Raw genomic sequence first — 17,607 nt, forward strand, 5'->3', positions numbered from 1 at the left:
TCAGAGAAATTCGCGGACGTCGGAGTACCACATGTCGTGGTGGTCGAGCGCGCCGACACGGCGGGCGATGGCGGCGGCGAGGACGTGCCAGCAGCGCTGACTCTCGTCGTCGGCGTCGAGGTTGTAGGCCGAATCCTTGCAGGTACAGCCGCCGTCCTCGACGACGTACTCGTCGGAGTGGCCCACCACGACGGTGAAATCGAGATATTGCTTGACGCGCCGTTCGGCGACCGCCTCGATGGCTCTGACGCCGCGGTCGCCGTGCGTGTCGATGATGCGCTCGGTGATCGACGGATCGAGCTCGCCGGCGTCGTCGAGCGCGCGCTGCCACTCGGTTGCGGTCACAGCGGGCGTTCGCGCCGGCGGATGAAAACCCGTTCGATGGGCGGGGCGGGATGTTCGGACGGCGATCGCGTCGGATGAAAATATTTTTACGACGATTGACTTATTTGCCCGTATGCCGCCCGCCATCGAAACCGACGGCCTGACGAAGCGTTTCGACGAGACGACCGTCGTCTCAGGGGTCGATCTGACGGTGCCCGCCGGCTCCGTCTACGGCTTTCTGGGGCCGAACGGGGCGGGCAAGACGACGACCATGCGGATGCTAACGACGCTCGTCCGGCCGACGAGCGGGACGGCCCGCGTCGCCGGTCATTCGATCGAGAACCGCGAGGCAGTGGTCCCCGAGATCGGCTTTCTCCCCGAGGAGCCGCCGCTGTACGACGAGCTCACCGCGCGCGAGCAGCTGCGCTACATCACCGATCTCCGCGACGTGGACGGCGACGACCGCATCGAGACGCTGCTCGACCGGCTCGATCTCGCCGCCGACGCGAACGAACGGGTCGGGACGTACTCGAAGGGGATGAAACAGAAGACGGCGCTGATCCAGGCGCTCGTCCACGAGCCGAGCGTGGTCTTCCTCGACGAGCCGACTTCGGGGCTCGATCCGCGCGCCGCGCGCACGGTCTACGATCTCATCGGCGAGCTCACCGACCGCGGTGCCACCGTCTTCCTCTCGACACACATTTTACCTGTTGTCGAGCGACTCGCCGACACCGTCGGCGTGCTCAGCGATGGATCGCTCGTCGCGGAGGATTCCCCGGAGCGACTCACCCACCGCGCCGAGGAGGAGCGCACGTTGGAGGACGCCTTCCTCGACGTGACGAGCGAGCGGCCGGTGGAAGCCCAATGAACTGGCCAACGGTCGGGCGGAGTCTCACCATCGCGCGCGTCGAGTACCGCCGGAGCCTGCGCGCGATGACGCAGAACACGACGCAGCTGCTCGGATTTGGGGCCTTTCTCCTGCTGTTCGTCGGGCTGCCGACGGTCGGCGGGAGCTATCTCGCCTACACGGCCGGCGAGCGACTGATCGAGACGCTGCCGGTGCTCGATGGGGCGCGCAGCGCGCTCGCGCTGGCGTGGCTCGGGCCAGTGTTCCTGATCGCCCAGCGCGCCGTCGGCAAGACCGCCCGGATCGAGCACGAGACGGGCATGCTGACGACCGTGCCGGCCCCCGACGTTCTCGGGGGATTGCTGCTCGCCGAATCCGCACGCGTGCTCTCGATCGTGGCTGTGCCGGTGCTCGTGGTGGCGGGCGCGCTCGCGCTCGGCATCGGCGCGCCGACGGCGTTCGTCAGCGTCGTCGTGGCCGTTCTGGCGGTGTTCGCGACGGCGCTGCTCGCTGGACACATCGTGGGTGTGGTCATCAAGATCGTCGTCGGCCAGTCCGAACTGCTCACGCGATACAAGTCCGTCATCGCGGTCGTCGCCCTGCTCGCGTATTTCGTCGCGGTCTCCTCGGAGACGGTCGGCCGTGCCCTGTTCCAACTATCGGCGCTACTGCGCGATGCGCCGACGGCGTGGTTCGGCGACCTGCTCGTGGTCGGGATTCCCGGCGTCGCGCCGTCGTTGCCACGGATGGCCGGCGCAATCGCGCTGGTCGCGATCGGCGTCCCCCTCCTGCTGGCGATCGACGTGCGCGCGGTCGAGCGGCTCTGGTACGCCGACAGGGCACAGCCCGGAACGCGGACCTACGAGGAAAGCGATACCGACGCGACGGTGCTCTCGCGGATCGCCGCGGGCCCGACGCGCGCGGTCGTCGAGAAGGTCTGGCGGCGGACGAAGCGCGCGCCGATCCGGCTGATCTACGTCGCCTATCCGCTCTTCTTCCTGTTCGCGCCGCTCCAGCAGGCGTTCACCACGGGATCGGTGCCGGCGTCGCTGCCGATCCTGCTGGCGCTGTACGGAGCGTGGGCGGTCGGCGCAGCGGCGCTCAACCCGTTCGGCGACGAGGGAGCGCTGCTGCCGGTGACGCTCACGACCGGGGTTCGTGGCGGGCAGTTCGTGCGCGGACACGTCATCGCGGTGGCGACGGTCGGCCTGCCGCTCGTTGTCGTGGTGACGGGGGTTGCCGGCGTGCTGAGTCCGCTCGCGCCGGCGCGCTGGCTGCTGCTCACCGCCGTGAGCGCGGTGCTCTGTCTCGTCGGCCCGCTCCTCGCGCTGGCGATCGGCACTCGGTTCCCACGCTTCGGAGCGGTCAGCGTCAGCCGGAGTCGGGAGGTGGTGATCCCGAGCAAGACCGCCTTCGCCTGCTACACGGTCGCGGTGGCCGTCGGCGCTCTCGGGGCCGCGATCGCGCTGATCCCGGGCGGTGCAGCCGTTCTCTCCACCATCATCGAGATCATCGCGGGATTCGCCGGGCTTTCGGTCGCCATCGCCCCGCCGGTGCTCCGCGTCGTCGGCGCTGCCGCCGCCATCGGGCTCGTGGTCGTCGCCCCGCCGCTCGCCTATCGGTACGTCGCACGGCGCTTCGAGAGCTACACGCTCGCCTGAATCCAGAATCGAATCGAGATTTTCCCAACTATCAAAATCGAATTGGTAGCGGTGGCGCGCGATGAATCCGGCCGAAGGCCGGAGAACGCGCGAGGGATGAGCGAACGAGCGTAGCGAGTGAGCGAATCGGCTGGGGAGGTGTGTGGGCCGTGCGGGGCGGTTGCGGTTTCGCATTGTCGTCAGGATCAGTGCTGTCAGGACAGCCGTTTCAGCCGCCTCACAGATCGTCTCTGTCGAACCAAGCAGATAATCCTGATCAAGATGTGCTTTCGGCCCGTACTCGACGACCTGATGAAATGGATGAATATCGTGCGATCGAGGACAGACCGTTTTTCGCGCTCGAAGACCGAGCGGCGATATGCACGTCACCGAAGGCGGTCTCGACCTCACGGTGCCCGAACAGCCAGAAGCGGGCATCGGCGAGGGCGTCTTTTTCAACTCCGAACAGGAGCTCAACCGCGACCTCACGGTGGCGGTGCTGCGGGCGGTCGGGGAGGACTGCGACTCGTATCTCGATGCGCACGCCGCGACCGGTGCACGGGGTGTCCGCGCCGCCGGGGAGGGGTACGAGGTAACGCTCTGTGATCGCGATGGGGATGCGACCGAACTCTGTCGGACGAACCTCGATCGGAACGAGCTCGACGGGGAAGTTGTAAACCGGAACGTGAACGCGCTGCTCTCCGAGGAAGGGTTCGATGTCGTCGATCTCGACCCGTTCGGCACGCCGATCCCGTTCGCCGACGCCGCCTTTCGGGGGGCGCGCAAGCTGGTCTGCGTCACCGCGACCGATACCGCGCCGCTGTGTGGGGCACACAAGGAAAGCGGCGTTCGCTCGTACAGCGCCGTCCCGCAGAACACGGAGTATCACGCCGAGATGGGGCTCCGAATCCTTCTGGGTGCGCTCGTCCGCACCGCCGCGCGGTACGACGTCGCCGCCATCCCGGTGTTGAGCCACGCGACGAGCCACTACGTCCGGACGTATCTCTCACTGTCGCGGCGGGCCAGCGACGCCAACGACGCGCTCGACGGGATGGGCTACGTTCACCACTGCTTTTCGTGTCTCCACCGCGAGAGCCAGGAGGGACTCATCGCGCATCCACCCGAGGAGTGCCCGGCCTGCGGCGGACGGGTGCGGACCGCCGGCCCGCTCTGGCTCGGTCCCGTCCACGAAAACGAGTTCCTCGCGCGCGTTCGCGAGCAGGTCACCGACGAGATGGGCACTGCCGAGCGCGCTCGCGACCTGCTCGAAACCCTCGACGGCGAACTCGAACTGCCCACACACTACGATCAACACCGCCTCTGCCGGCAGTGGACGCGTTCGGCGAGCGCGATGGACGACTTTCTGGCCCGGCTCCGTGAGGCGGGCTACGAAGCCTCGCGGGCGCACTACCACGGGACGGCGTTCAAGACCGACGCGACGGTCGCCGAGATCGAACGCGCGACCACGACGGCCGACATGGCCTGAAGATCGACACGGCCTGAGCGGCCGACACACTCCGATCGACCGGCGCGTTCCGATCAGCCAGCACCACGATCACCCGAATCGAAGTCGGTGGGGTTCATACCGGCGCACGCTGAACGGTGGGTGTGCAGACCGGCAGCACCACGAGCTCGCGGACGGACGACCTGCTCTCGATCGGCAGAACGGTCGTCGCGGTCGCCAGACAGGAGCAGATCACGCTCATGGCCGCGAGCCTCGCCTACTACCTCTTCACTGCGCTCGTCCCCCTGCTGCTCTTTTCGGTCATCGCGCTCTCGCTGTTCGGCCACGGGCTGCTCGGACAGCTCTCGGGAACGGCGTCGGGGACCGTCCTACCGAGCGGCGTCTCGGTGCCGAAGACGCTGCTCGCGAACACCCAGGGACGGTTCCGCGCGGCGGTGCTCGGGGCGGTCATCCTCGCGTGGAGCGCGCTCAGGACGTTCGGCGCACTCGACGGCGCGTTCGCGGCGGTCTACGACGAGCGCGAAGAGGTCTCGCTCGTCGACAAGGCGGTCGACGCGGTGATCGTGTTCGTCACCGTGGGGCTCGCGACCGTCGCGCTCGCGCTCATCGGCGGCGCGCTCGCGCTCACGGTCAAGGACCGCCTCCTCCTGCGAGTGGCCAGCCCACTGTTCCTGTTCGTCACGCTCGCGGTCGTCTTCGCCCCGCTCTACTACCTCCTGCCGGAGGTCGAGGGCGTCACGCTCGCCGAGATCTTTCCTGGAACCTTGCTCGCAGCGCTCGTCTGGACGGTCTCGGCGGTCGTCGTCCGACTTTACGCGACGACGTCGAGCAGCGTGCAGTTCTACGGCGTCGCCGGCGGCGTGTTGCTCCTGTTGACCTGGCTCTACGTCGGCGGGCTGGCGCTGCTGGTCGGCGCGGCGCTCAACGCCACGCTCGCCGATCGCGTCGATCCCGATGCCGAGTGGCTGCCGACGGCCCATCGCTAATCGACAGCAGCGCCGGGCGCGGGTCGTACTTACGTCTCGATCGCCAAAGCGGGTCGTGTCGAGGACCGACGACGTCGTGGCCGTTCTCGCCGACGTCATCGCGCTCGCGCGCCGCGAGCGGATCGTCCTGACGGCGGCGAGCCTCGCATACTTCACGTTCATCTCGCTGGTGCCGCTGCTGTTGTTGCTCGTGGTCGCCATCTCGACGCTCGCCGGCGATGCACTCGCGATACGTGCCATCATGCGGGCGACGCGCACGCTCGTTCCCGAGAACGCCGAACTGTTGCAGGGGATCGTCTTCGGTGCGGCCGATCAGGGCGCGACGATCCTCAGCGCCGCCGTGTTCCTCTGGGGCGCACTGTTGACCTTCCGGGCGCTCAACACCGCCTTCAGCGGCATCTACGGCACCCAGGGCGAGCGCTCGCTGGTGGGAACCCTCGTCGACATCGTGCTCGTGTTCATCGTCATCGTCGTCGCGGTGGTGGCGATGGTCGTCGGCGGCGTCGTGCTGTCGCTGTTCGTCGAAACCCGGCTGTGGAACACCCTCGGACCGATCGTCGTCTTCGCCGTGTTCACCGTCGTGTTCGTCCCACTCTACTACATCCTGCCCGACGTCGATAGCGGTGTAGTGGAGATCCTCCCGGGGACGATCTTCGCCGCCGCGGCGTGGACCGTGCTCCAATCCCTGTTCGGCTACTACACCTCGATCTCGACGCTACCGCAGCTCTACGGTGCGGCCAGCGCCGTGCTGTTGATCCTCGTCTGGCTCTACGTCGGCGGGTTCGCACTGCTGATCGGTGCGGCGTTGAACGCCACTCTCACCGATCGCGCCGATCTCGACGGGGATTGGCTGCCGGTCGACCGGTGAGCCGGACGGCTTCCCGCCGATTTATGTACCCCTCGGTCGAATGCGCGGTCGTGAGTACCAGCGCGCGCGTGACCTCCTTCGGCCGGACGTTCGTCGGTGAAGTGCAGGACAAGGAGATCACGTTCCTCGCCGCAAGCCTCGCGTACTACGCGTTCGTCTCGCTGATCCCGCTCGTGTTGCTGTTGCTCGTCGCCGTGTCGTTCGCCGGCGGGGACGCGATGGCCGACAGCATCGCGCAGGCGGCGGGCGGCGCGCTCTCGCCGAGCGGACAGGGACTCGTGAGCGATGCCATCAGCAATCGGAGCGGGGCCGGCGGTGCGACGATCGTCTCCGTGCTCGCCCTGCTCTGGAGCGCGCTCAAGGTGTTTCGCGGGCTCGATACTGCCTTCTCGCGGGCTTACGGGCGCGATTCGCCGGGCCTCGCGACACAGCTGAAAAACGGGCTCGTCACGCTCGTCGCCGTCGTGCTCGGCATCGCCATCACCGTCGGCGTCGGGGCGGTCGTCTCGCTCTCGCCGGTCGACGTGACCGTCGCGGGCGTCTCGGCGGTCGGTCTCGCCGGCACGCTGGCGACGCTGCTCGGGCTCGCGCTCACGCTGTTGCCGCTCTACTACTTCCTCCCCGGCGGCGGCGTGACCGTGCGCGAGGCGCTCCCGGGCGCGCTCTTTACCGCCGTCGGTTGGACGGTTCTCCAGATCGGCTTCCGGTTTTACGCCGCCAACGCCGGTAGCTACGAGGCCTACGGGGTGATCGGCGCGGTGCTGTTGCTCGTCACGCTGCTGTATTTCGCCGGGATGATACTGCTGCTCGGCGTGGTGTTGAACGCGGTTCTCGCCGGGCGGACCGGTGGGGCGGACGAACCGAGCGACGAGGGGTTGGCGGCGCGGCTGAAAGCCGGAGGCAGACCATGAACGAGGACACTGAATCCGACCACGACGAAGCGACGGACGAAGAGTCGATGGTGAGCGAGGCGGTGCGCGAGAGCGACCACGATCGCGAGAGCGACGATCGGAACGCGACCCTCGACGACGTCGAGGCGTTGCGCGAGGACGTCGTCGCGTTCGCCGACGAGGTCGAAGGGCGCATCATCAAGCGCGACACGCTCGAAAGCGATCTGAAGCAGTACGTCCGCAAGCGCCAGCGCCGCGGTCACGCCCGCGGCTGGGGTCCCTATCTCGTGCTTCTCTACGGCACCGCCATGACGATCGGTGCGTTCGCCTATCTCAGCGGCGGCTGGGCGATCCTCGCGATGCTCGTCGTCTGGCTCTCGACGCTCGGCCTCTACGTCCTGATGGTGCTCGTCGGGCTCACCGGCGCGGCGCTCGGCGCGCCGGGACGGCTCACCGACCGAATCCGGGACTTTCGCTCGTAGATGCGCGGCCTCGGGGTCACCGAGGCGCTCGACGCGCTCCCCGACGCGTTCAGGCTCGCGTTCGCCGTTCTCACACAACTTGCCGACGTCTGGTTCGTCCTCGGGTTGCTCACCCTCCTGTACTGGTTCGGTGAACGCTCACCACTTTCACTCCCGCGCGAACGCGGAGCGTTGCTGATCGCGGTCGCGTTCGGCGGGCTTTCGCTCATCGTCGTGGCGAAACAGCTCTTCGCGCTGGCACGGCCACCGCTGGCCGGCGAGGCCACGGCACTGGAGCACGTGCCTGCGTTCCTCCACGCGATCTACACCAACGCGGCGACCGCGACGGGCTACGGCTTCCCGAGCGGCCACGCGCTCACCGCGACGGTCGTCTGGGGCGGGCTCGCCGCCGTCCTCGATGTCGGCACACGCGCCCGTCGCGCGCTCGTCGCCGGAACGATCGTCGCCGTCGTCTGTCTCGCGCGACTGGTGCTCGGCGTCCACTATCTCGTCGACGTACTCGCCGGCATCGGGTTCGGACTGGCGTATCTCGGAATCGTCCTGACGCTCGCCCGCAGGCGGGCACGACGAGCGTTCCGGATCGCCGCAACCATTGCCGTGGTGGCGCTTCTCGGGACGGTGAGCGCCGACGGTGCGCTGGCGCTCGGGGCGACCGCCGGTGCGCTCGCGGTCTGGGAGGCCGTCGGCGACCGGCTGGCGAACAGCGGTCCGATGGGTTTCGGCGTCGGCGTTCTCGGAATACTCGTCCTCGGCGGGGGCTTCGTTGCGGTCTACCTGCTCGATATCGGCGTGGTGGTCACGGCGCTCGCCGGCACGGTCGTCGGTGCGGGCGTCGTCGCGATGCCGGTTCTCGACGAACGGATCGGTGGGCGTGAAAAGGAGGACGGGCCGACTCAGAACGTTTCGAGGTAGCGCTCCTTCTCCCACTCGCTGACCGACACGCGGTAGTCCATCACCTCGGAGCGCTTGGCTTCGAGGAACTTCTCGGTGACGTGCTCGCCGAGCGCATCGGTGACGACCGAATCGGCTTCGAGCGCGTCGAGCGACTGTGAGAGCGTCGTCGGCAGCGTCTCGATCCCGTGTTCGGCACGGCGTTCGGCGTTGAACTCGTAGATGTTCTCGCGCACCGGATCCGGGACCGCGAGATCACGCTCGATGCCTTCGAGACCGGCGTGGATCATCACCGCGAGCGCGAGATACGGGTTACAGGAGGGGTCCGGCGAGCGGAGTTCGACCCGCGAGGCTGCGGGCGTGCGCGCGGCGGGCTTGCGGATGAGCGAGGAGCGGTTGCGATCCGACCACGCGATGTAGACCGGGGCCTCGTAGCCCGGCACGAGCCGTTTGTAGCTGTTGACGGTGGGGTTACAGATCGCCGTGATCGCCGGCGCGTGCTCCAGGATTCCGGCGAGGAACTGTTTGGCCGTCCCGCTCAGATCGAACTCGTCGTCGGGATCGTGGAAGGCGTTCTCGCCGCCCGAGAAGAGCGAGAGATGCGTGTGCATGCCCGAGCCATTGACGCGTGCGATCGGTTTCGGCATGAAGGTCGCGTGCAGGTCGTGTTCGGCCGCGATGGCACGCACCACGGCCCGGAAGGTGGCGACGTTGTCGGCGGTCGTGAGCGCGTCGTCGTAGGTGAAGTTGATCTCGTGTTGGCCCTCGGCGACCTCGTGGTGGGAGGCCTCGATATCGAAGCCCATCTCCTCCAGCCCGTAGATGATGTCGCGGCGCACGTCGCTCGCGAGGTCCTTCGGGGCGAGATCGAAGTAACCGCCCGCGTCGTTCGTCACGGTGGTGGCGCTGCCGTCCTCGGCCTGTTCGAACAGGAAGAACTCGGGCTCCGGTGCGGCGTTGATGTCGTAGCCCATCTCGGCGGCGCGGTCGATCGCGCCCTTGAGCACGCCGCGCGGGTCGCCGACGAACGGCTCGCCGGTCGAGGTGTTCATCACGTCGCAGATGAGTCGTGCGCTCGCGGTGCCGTCGTCGTGGTCGCGCCACGGGAGTACGGCGAACGTCGACGGGTCGGGCGTGAGCCGCATATCCGATTCCTGGATCCTGACGTAGCCCTCGATGCTCGAACCGTCGAAGTAGATCCCCTCCGTGAAGGCCTTCTCGGCCTGCGTGGCGGGGATCGAGACGTTCTTGACGGTGCCGAGGATGTCGGTGAATTGGAGTCTGAGGAAGTCGACGTTCTGTTCGTCGATCTCTTCGAGAACGCGCCTGGCGGCCGCAGAGAGGCCGTCAGAGTTCGGTGTTCCGTTTGTCATCGTTTGTGCCTACTCAGTAGGATACTACCGGAGACAAAAGCCCTACTGTTCGTCGCAAATATTGATCGACGGAACAAAACTGGATGTTCGTAAAGTTTTACTCCCCGGACGCGAAACGCGGTGCAATGACCTACGAGAACCTCGACACGGAGCTGGTGAACGCGCTGCTCGACGACGGTCGGGCAAGCCTACGGAGTCTGGCCGACGAGCTCGACGTCTCGGTCACGACGGTGTCGAACCACCTCTCGAATCTCGAAAACGATGGCGTGATCCGGGGCTACGTACCGGTCGTCGACTACGCCGGGCTGGACTACGACGTGACCGCGATCCTCCAGCTCAAAGTCGAGGGCAGTTCGCTTCCCGACATCACCGAACGCCTGCGCGAGCACGACCAGATGCTCTCGGTCTACGAAGTGACCGGCGATCACGACGTCGTCGCCATCGGCAAGTTCCGAGACACCGACGAGATGAACGATCGCATCAAAACGCTGCTCACCGATCCCGACATCAACGAGTCGAACACGAACATCGTGCTCAACACCGTGAGCGAACACGAACAGTTCGAGCTCGATACGGACTAAACGACCGCGAACGCGACCAGCAGGTTCAATCCCGTCACGCCGATCCCACCACCGATGAGGACGGCGAACCAGACACGCCAGCCAGGGACGGTTCTGATGAACCGTTCGCCGGCGAGTGCGATCGCACCCGCCGCGACCGCGCCGCCGAGCTGCACGGCGAACGCGAGCGCCGGCATCGACAGCAGCGATCTGATGAACGGGTTCGCCTCCAGATGCGCGCCCGCGAACTCCGCGGCCAACAGCGTCGAGAGCCCGTCACAGACGCCCCAGACGACGACCACCGCGATCACCAGCTCGGCGTACGCCGGCCGCTCGAAACGAAAACGGTGGCTCATGACTGTTCCAATGCACTACAACAGTAAATCGTCGCTGGCTAATTACTGAAAAATCGACCTCGGCGTCGGTCGCCGAGCGGTTGCGGTGCGGCCGCGATGCAGTCGCGGTGCAGTACGGTTGCAGCCGCGGTGCGGTCGCAGTTACAACACGATCGTAGACCGGTAAACACCGCATCCCTGGCGGATGAAGGGCGAGGCGCGCTCCGCGCGCCGAGGGCTTCTGCGGTGCAGGTGCGGTCGCGGCCGCAGTGCGGTTCGTTGCGGTTGCGGTGCGGTCTTTTTCCCAAGTTTTTGCGAGCGAGCGGGCCGAAGGCCCGCGAGTGATGCAAAAAGTGGGTTTACATCATGCCGCCCATGCCACCCATACCGCCCATGCCACCCATACCGCCCATGCCACCCATACCGCCCATACCGCCGGGTGCGCCGCCGGGGCCGCCAGCGGGCGGGCCGCCGTCGTCGCCGTCGTCGGTCTGGCCGCCCTTGAGGTCGCCAGCTGCGATGACGTCGTCGATGCGGAGGATCATCACAGCGGCCTCGGTGGCCGACTCGATCGCCTGCGTTTTGACGCGCAGCGGCTCGACGACGCCGTCGGCTTCCATGTCGACGACTTCGCCGGTGTAGGCGTCGAGACCCATCGTGTCGCTCCCGCCGTCGTGCTGGCTGCGGAGCTCGACGAGCGAGTCGATCGGGTCGAGACCGGCGTTCTCGGCGAGCGTGCGCGGGATGACGTCGATCGCGTCGGCGAACGATTCGACGGCGAGCTGCTCGCGGCCGCCGACGGAGTCGGCGTAGTCACGCAGGCCGAGCGAGAGCTCGGTCTCGGGTGCGCCGCCGCCGGGCAGCACCTTGCCGTCTTCGAGCGTGACGCGCACGACGCCGAGCGAATCCTCGATGGCGCGCTCGATCTCGTCGACGACGTGCTCGGTGCCGCCGCGGAGGATGAGCGTCACGGCCTTTGCGTCCTCGACATCCTCGACGAAGATGCGCTGATCGCCCGCGATGTCGCGCTCGGCGACCGAGCCGGCGTAGCCGAGATCGGATTCCTCGATGTCGTCGAGATTCGAGACGACGTGTGCGCCGGTCGAGCGAGCGAGACGGTTGATGTCGCTCGATTTCGCGCGGCGGACGGCGAGGATGCCTTCCTGAGCGAGGAAGTGCTGGGCCATGTCGTCGATACCGTCCTGACAGAAGACCACGTCAGCGCCGACGGAGACGAGCTGGTCGACCATCTCTTCGAGCTGCTCCTCTTCTTGGTCCATGAACTCCTGAAGCTGGTCGGGGTCGGTGACGTTGACCTCGGCGTCGATCTCGGTCTCCTTGACTTCGAGGGCGGAGTCGAGCAGCGCGACGTTCGCGTCCTCCTTGAAGTAGGGCATGTTGTCGTGGACGCGCTCTTTGTCCACGATGACGCCCTCAACGAGTTCGGATTCGTCGACGCTGCCGCCGACGGCCTTCTCGACCTGGATGTTGTCGGTGTCGATCCCCTCGTCGTCGCTGATGGCGGTCACGGCGCTGACGACGAGTTCGGCGAGCAGGTCGCGGGAGTTCTCGGCACCCTTGCCCGTCATCGCCGTCGCGGCGATCTGTTCGAGCGTCTCCGTATCGCTCTCGTCGACGTCGATGGCGGTCTCTTCGAGGATGCTCTTGGCTTCCTCGGCGGCCTCGCGGTAGCCCTGTGCGAGCGTGGTCGCGTGGATGTCCTGATCGAGCAGGTCCTCGGCCTTTTCGAGGAGTTCGCCGGCCTCGACGACGGCGGTCGTGGTGCCGTCACCGACCTCGTCCTCCTGTGTCTCGGCGACTTCGACGATCATGTTCGCCGCCGGATGCTCGATGTCCATCTCCTTCAGAATGGTGACGCCGTCGTTCGTGACGACGACGTCGCCCGCGTCGGAGACGAGCATCTTGTCCATCCCTTTCGGCCCGAGCGTCGTCCGAACCGCTTCGGCGACCGCCTGACCCGCGGTGATGTTCATCGACTGTGCGTCCTTGCCGGACGTTCGCTGTGAATCGTCCGAAAGTACGATGAGGGGCTGGTTACCCATCTGCTGAGCCATAGTCACCTACCGATTGATTGGAGTTCTACATAAAAGCATCGGTTTTGACCGGCGTGTTCGCTCACGTCCGCCGGTTCGACGGTGTGCTATCGCACCGCAGACAGCCCTTATATACTAAAACCGATCGAGGCCCGCCTGTCGGCGCTGGCGTCCATCGGGATCGGCCACCCACGACGAGCGCCGATCGCGTTCCGCGTCGACGTCGACATCGGGTGGGGCTCCGGGTTCGTGACCCGCACATTCGACGCCACATTCGGCCGCCGGATGGACGAATCGTCCCTTCCACTCACAGTACGGCATCCCACGCGCGCCCGCGTATTCACCGTCCTCGACTTGTGCACAGTGTGGAAAGTCATCGATGCGCCAGCCCTTTCCGTAGGCGCGTTCGGCGATGCGGCGGCGTGCCCGCGCCTTTGCAGCAGGCCCCACCGGCTCTATCGCCGTTTCAGTCGGTCGGCGGTCGCCGATGTCGATGCCACACTCCGTCGGCGAGAGGGTTGTCGGCTCGCGCAGCACTTCCCTGATGCCTTGGTCGGGGTCGAACCGCCAGACACCCACCTCGTCGGGGATCCGATGAAGATGCGCACCGGTCACGTGCGAGGCGGTCGCGAGGATCACTTCGTCGAGCAGTCCGAGGCTCACGTCCCGGCGGAGCTGGGCTTCGAGATCGCCCGGCCGGCCGAGGTCGGGTTTGTTCTCGATGCCGACGAGTTTGCCGAACCAGTCGTCGGGATAGCGCGCCGTTTGGCGGACGTACTCGCGCCCGCCGCGGCGCTCGCGTTCGAAGAATCCGATCTCGATCGCCCGGTCGGTCGCGGTCCGTGCCCGCTCGGGATGGCAGTCGAAGGCGTCCTTCCAGTAGCGCGCCGTGCCGACGCCGACGTTGCTCTCGATCGCGGCGTCGGGGATCTCGTGTGGGGTGAGTTGCGCTCGCGCGTCGAAATCAGGCCCGGGTTCGACGTGGACGATATCCATCACCCGGTTGCCGTTGAGGCTCGTGCTAAGCTGGCGGCTCACGATCCCCTCGATATCGGCTTCGAGGCGGGCACACAGTGCTAGCTCGAACGCGAACTCGCGCACGGGAACGATAGCGGCCGATGGGGCAAAAGCGTCGCGCTCACGACGATTCAGACCCCGAGCCCCGCGGCGAGATCGTGGATGCTCTCGATCGTGAGGTCGGGATCGCCGTCGAACGGTTCCCACGGCTGGTCGTCGCGGTCGATCCAGACACCGTGCATGCCGGCGTGTTCGGCTCCCTGGACATCGAACCAGCCCGCCGAGACGTGAGCGATCTCGTCGATCGGCGTGTCGGTGCGCTCGGCCGCGTGGCGATAGAGCGAGACATCGGGTTTGAACGTGCGAATCTCGTCGGCACTCACCGTGTCCGCGACGAGGTCACCGATGGTGGCGCTCTCGACCATCGAATCGAGCATCGCCGGGTTCCCGTTCGAGACCACGTAGCAGTCGTAGCCGCCGTCGTTGAGCCGCTCGATGCCGTCGCGTACGTCGTCGAACACATCGAGGTTGTGGTAGGTTTCGAGGATCGCCTCGCGTTCGTCCTCGGTGAGATCGATATCGTGAGCGGCGAGTGCGGCCGACAACGCGTCACGCAGGATCTCGTAGAAGGGCTGGTAGGTGTCGAGATCGCCGGCGACGAACGTGTAGGCCAGCGAGCGCTCGCGCCAGAGCGTCGACACCGGTTCCGGGTTCGCGACGTGCTCGGCGAGCGCGTGCTCGACGCTCTCGACGTCGACGAGCGTGCTGTACGAATCGAAGGTCACGGTTGTGACCTGGTCAGGATCGAGAGCCATACACGAGCCAGTCGGTCACGGATCTTCAACGCTTGCAGCGAAAAAGTGGTGAGCGGGCGTCAGCGGGTCGATCGAGCGGCTAGCGTCCCCGGCGGATCAGTCGTCGGTGACGTCCTTCGCGTAGCCACCGAGCAGTTCCGTGACCTGATCGAGGCTGTCGACGCCCTTGATGAACGGTGCAGCGCGGTCGACGACCTCCTGCACACTCAATCGCGGCTGGAAGGCCTCGGGGAACGGGTTGCGCGCGCCCGAGCCAGCCGGCAACGGACTGTTGAGCACCCGAAGGTAGCTCGCGTGACGGTTCTCGACCCCGTGGATCTGTGCGGCCGCCGCGAGATACTCTTCGGTGTCGACGGCCGGCGCAGCGCCGGTGTAGGCTCCGGCACCGGTGTCTTCGAGCGCCTGCGCGAGGCCGACGAACTCGACGGTGCCCTCGTAGGGGAACTCGAACTCGAGGTCGCTGGCGAAGTCCGGATTGCTGCCGACCTCCTTGAGCACACCTTCGAGCGCTTTGACGTGAGCCTGCTCGTGGTCGCGGATCTGCTGGAAGCGCTGGAAGGTGGAGTAGCGTCGGGAGGGGTTGGCGAACTGCGCGGCGATATCCGAGCGTTCGATGTCGTGCTCGCCGAGCTGGCCGCCGTTACCGTTGCCCTCCGTCCCCATCTTGCCGACCGGCGCGGTGCCGACCGCCTCGGTGTAGAACGTGGCTTCGAGCCGTTCGAGGATCAGCGCGAACTTCACAATTTGAACGTCGGTGAGCGCGCCGTAGCCGAACTCGTTGGCGTCCTCGTAGTCCGAATCGGAGTAGGGCTGTTCGCCGTGGGCAGCCGCCGCGGTGCCGCTCCCGAGCGCACCGAGGGCAGCGGCACCGGCTCCGACTTTCGCGGTGTTCGAGAGGAAGTTCCGCCGCGAGCGGAGTTCGTCGCCGATACGGCCGAGTGGACCGCTCTCGCCGTCGGTTGTGGCGGTTTCGTTACGATCGAACTCCTCGTCGTCCCGTACTGTACGACCCGTGTCGGTGGTGGCGTCATCGGTCATGGTATGCTCCGTGCTTTCGCACACCACTACCCAGATGGATAACACATATGAGTATTTTCCTGATTCGGACCCAAATTCGTGCCGAGTCGATGGGGCCCGTCAGGAGCGCTCGATGACCCGGAGAGTACGGTTCGTGCCGTGGCGGACGACGAACTCGTAGTCGGTCACGCCGTAGGGGAGTTGGACTTTCGCAGTGTAGCGCGCCAGCCCGCGACAGCTTCGGTTGGCGGCGTCGGCCCCCCGGTGATCGATCGAGAGTACGAACGTCCCCGGCGAGCGCCTGGTGATCGTCGGCTCGGTGAGCCGATCGGCGGCGTCCGGCAGGCTCACGTTGCCGGTGATCTCCAGGTGACGCGCGCCGAGCAGGCGATAACCCTCGATGGAGGCGTTGTCGCTCGCGTTGGGCGTACAGCCGGCGGCGCTGGTCGTCGATTCGAAGACGCTCGCCTCGTCGGCGACGACGCTACCCGGCGAGCCGGCCGCGGCCTGAAACATGAGCGGGTCGAAGACGAACACCGCGACCGCGATCGCGGCGACGGCGAACACCGCGAGCACGAGCAGCGGCGCGAGGACGCTCGACAGCGTTCCGAGAGCAGCCATCGCCCGCTCGCGGCCCGACGGGTCCGACATGAAATTACGGTTACGGAGCGCGAAACATAACCGTTTCCCCGGTGATGGATGATCCGTCCGGCGTCGAACGGCGGCCGTGATATATGGAACAGCAGGTTTATGAACGACTCGGGGCGTAGTTGTCCTATTACTTTCGAGATGACACGGAACCACCAACAACCGGAGGTGAACATCGGGCTGGTCGGCCACGTCGACCACGGCAAGACGACGCTCGTGCAGGCGTTGAGCGGCTCGTGGACCGACCAGCACTCCGAGGAGATGAAACGCGGCATCTCCATCCGGCTCGGCTACGCCGACGCGACCTTCCGGGAGTGTCCCGACATGGACGCGCCCGAACGATACACCGTTGCGGAAGAATGCCCGGACGGCACGGAGAGCGAGCCCCTCAGAACGGTGTCGTTCGTCGACGCACCGGGCCACGAGACGCTGATGGCGACGATGCTCTCGGGCGCGTCGATCATGGACGGCGCGGTGCTCGTCGTGAGCGCGACCGAGACCGTCCCACAGGCCCAGACGCAGGAACACCTGATGGCGCTCGACTCGATCGGCATCGACAACATCGTGATCGCCCAGAACAAGGTCGATCTCGTCGATAACGATCGCGCGCGCACGAACTACGAGGAGATCCAGGAGTTCGTCGCCGGAACGGTGGCCGAGGACGCACCCGTCGTCCCCGTGAGCGCCGGCCAGGAGGTCAACATGGACCTGCTGATCCAGGCCATCGAGGAGGAGATCCCGACGCCCGAGCGCGATCCGGACGCCGACGCACGGCTGCACGTCGCCCGCAGCTTCGACATCAACCGTCCGGGAACGCGCGCCGACGAACTGCTCGGCGGCGTGCTCGGTGGTAGTCTCGTCGCCGGCGAGCTCACCCCGGACGAGGAGATCGAGCTCCGACCGGGTCGCGAGGTCGAACACGGTGGCCAGACCGAGTGGCAGCCGATCACGACCGACGTGCGCTCGCTTCAGGCCGGCGACGAATCCGCCGAGAGCGTGACGCCAGGCGGACTGTTGGGGGTCGGCACCGGGCTCGATCCGAGCCTGACGAAGGGCGACGGGCTCGCCGGGCGGATCGCCGGTCCGCCGGGGACGCTCCCGCCGACGCGCGAGACGTTCACGATGGAGGTCTCGTTGCTCGATCGCATCGTCGCCAGCAGCGACGACGGGGAGAGCACGGACGTCGAGCCCGTTTCGACCGGCGAGCCGCTGATGTTGACCGTTGGGACCGCCACGACGGTCGGCTCGGTCACGAGCGCGCGCGACGACGAGTGCGAGGTCGCGCTCAAGCGGCCGGTGTGTGCGGCCGCCGGCGCGAGCATCGCGATCAACCGCCGGGTCGGAGCGCGCTGGCGACTCATCGGCGTCGGCACGCTGACCGAATGAACGAGAGGG

At 66.8% G+C, this 17,607-nt stretch carries 18 protein-coding genes; 10 read left to right on the forward strand and 8 right to left on the reverse strand.

Translation table 11 applies throughout. From position 1 onward, the window contains the following. Complete coding sequence (locus C448_RS00885; RefSeq protein ID WP_004051206.1) at window positions 1-345, reverse strand: SWIM zinc finger family protein; 345 nt, start codon at window positions 343-345, stop codon at window positions 1-3. 112 nt (window positions 346-457) lie between these two features. Here C448_RS00885 and C448_RS00890 point away from each other — a divergent pair, with 112 nt between their 5' ends. The 8 genes from C448_RS00890 to C448_RS00925 all read left to right on the forward strand — a co-directional run bounded on the left by C448_RS00890 (window position 458) and on the right by C448_RS00925 (window position 8,414). Next, a complete protein-coding gene (locus C448_RS00890; RefSeq protein ID WP_004051208.1) occupies window positions 458-1,192 on the forward strand; it encodes an ABC transporter ATP-binding protein in 735 nt (244 codons plus the stop codon). Then, window positions 1,189-2,832: a hypothetical protein gene (locus C448_RS00895; RefSeq protein WP_004051210.1), complete on the forward strand. Its 1,644-nt coding sequence runs from the start codon at window positions 1,189-1,191 to the stop codon at window positions 2,830-2,832. The genes C448_RS00890 and C448_RS00895 overlap by 4 nt, the downstream gene beginning before the upstream one ends. Window positions 2,833-3,190: 358 nt before the next feature. Next, complete coding sequence (locus C448_RS00900; protein WP_004051211.1) at window positions 3,191-4,297, forward strand: tRNA (guanine(26)-N(2))-dimethyltransferase; 1,107 nt, start codon at window positions 3,191-3,193, stop codon at window positions 4,295-4,297. A 122-nt stretch (window positions 4,298-4,419) separates the two neighbouring features. Then, window positions 4,420-5,262, forward strand: a complete 843-nt coding sequence (locus C448_RS00905) for a YihY/virulence factor BrkB family protein (RefSeq protein WP_004051214.1) — start codon at window positions 4,420-4,422, stop codon at window positions 5,260-5,262. Window positions 5,263-5,317: 55 nt separating this feature from the next. Continuing rightward, on the forward strand, window positions 5,318-6,130 hold the full coding sequence (locus C448_RS00910; RefSeq protein ID WP_004051215.1) for a YihY/virulence factor BrkB family protein: 813 nt from the start codon (window positions 5,318-5,320) through the stop codon (window positions 6,128-6,130). 50 nt (window positions 6,131-6,180) lie between these two features. Then, a complete protein-coding gene (locus tag C448_RS00915) occupies window positions 6,181-7,041 on the forward strand; it encodes a YihY/virulence factor BrkB family protein (RefSeq protein ID WP_152415488.1) in 861 nt (286 codons plus the stop codon). Continuing rightward, complete coding sequence (locus tag C448_RS00920) at window positions 7,038-7,502, forward strand: hypothetical protein (RefSeq protein ID WP_004051220.1); 465 nt, start codon at window positions 7,038-7,040, stop codon at window positions 7,500-7,502. The genes C448_RS00915 and C448_RS00920 overlap by 4 nt, the downstream gene beginning before the upstream one ends. Further along, on the forward strand, window positions 7,503-8,414 hold the full coding sequence (locus tag C448_RS00925; RefSeq protein ID WP_004051223.1) for a phosphatase PAP2 family protein: 912 nt from the start codon (window positions 7,503-7,505) through the stop codon (window positions 8,412-8,414). Here C448_RS00925 and glnA read toward each other — a convergent pair. Then, the gene (glnA, locus tag C448_RS00930) at window positions 8,396-9,766 is read right to left on the reverse strand and encodes a type I glutamate--ammonia ligase (protein ID WP_004051225.1); all 1,371 of its coding nucleotides are present in this window, start codon (window positions 9,764-9,766) and stop codon (window positions 8,396-8,398) included. The two genes, C448_RS00925 and glnA, sit on opposite strands and share 19 nt — an antisense overlap. A 125-nt stretch (window positions 9,767-9,891) precedes the next feature. Here glnA and lrp point away from each other — a divergent pair, with 125 nt between their 5' ends. Next, window positions 9,892-10,347 carry an HTH-type transcriptional regulator Lrp gene (gene lrp, locus C448_RS00935; protein ID WP_004051227.1) on the forward strand — a complete coding sequence of 152 codons (456 nt, stop codon included), beginning with the start codon at window positions 9,892-9,894 and terminating at the stop codon, window positions 10,345-10,347. Here lrp and C448_RS00940 read toward each other — a convergent pair. The 6 genes from C448_RS00940 to C448_RS00965 all read right to left on the reverse strand — a co-directional run bounded on the left by C448_RS00940 (window position 10,344) and on the right by C448_RS00965 (window position 16,215). Beyond that, window positions 10,344-10,682 (reverse strand): hypothetical protein, encoded by a 339-nt coding sequence (locus C448_RS00940; protein WP_004051229.1) that lies wholly within the window; start codon window positions 10,680-10,682, stop codon window positions 10,344-10,346. The genes lrp and C448_RS00940 overlap by 4 nt on opposite strands. 338 nt (window positions 10,683-11,020) lie before the next feature. After that, the gene (gene thsA, locus C448_RS00945) at window positions 11,021-12,724 is read right to left on the reverse strand and encodes a thermosome subunit alpha (protein ID WP_004051231.1); all 1,704 of its coding nucleotides are present in this window, start codon (window positions 12,722-12,724) and stop codon (window positions 11,021-11,023) included. A gap of 126 nt (window positions 12,725-12,850) precedes the next feature. Next, window positions 12,851-13,816 (reverse strand): DUF5787 family protein, encoded by a 966-nt coding sequence (locus C448_RS00950; RefSeq protein ID WP_004051233.1) that lies wholly within the window; start codon window positions 13,814-13,816, stop codon window positions 12,851-12,853. 47 nt (window positions 13,817-13,863) lie between these two features. Further along, a complete protein-coding gene (locus C448_RS00955; RefSeq protein ID WP_004051235.1) occupies window positions 13,864-14,547 on the reverse strand; it encodes a haloacid dehalogenase type II in 684 nt (227 codons plus the stop codon). Between the two features lie 96 nt (window positions 14,548-14,643). Further along, window positions 14,644-15,585, reverse strand: coding sequence for a ferritin-like domain-containing protein (locus tag C448_RS00960; RefSeq protein WP_004051237.1), 942 nt, complete (start codon window positions 15,583-15,585; stop codon window positions 14,644-14,646). A gap of 99 nt (window positions 15,586-15,684) precedes the next feature. Further along, complete coding sequence (locus tag C448_RS00965) at window positions 15,685-16,215, reverse strand: hypothetical protein (protein WP_004051239.1); 531 nt, start codon at window positions 16,213-16,215, stop codon at window positions 15,685-15,687. Between the two features lie 138 nt (window positions 16,216-16,353). On the opposite strand from C448_RS00965, the gene C448_RS00970 reads away from it, so the two are divergent. Further along, window positions 16,354-17,598 (forward strand): translation initiation factor IF-2 subunit gamma, encoded by a 1,245-nt coding sequence (locus C448_RS00970; protein WP_004051242.1) that lies wholly within the window; start codon window positions 16,354-16,356, stop codon window positions 17,596-17,598. Window positions 17,599-17,607 lie beyond the last annotated feature (9 nt).

It is taken from the genome of Halococcus morrhuae DSM 1307 (assembly GCF_000336695.1).
GTDB lineage: Archaea > Halobacteriota > Halobacteria > Halobacteriales > Halococcaceae > Halococcus > Halococcus morrhuae.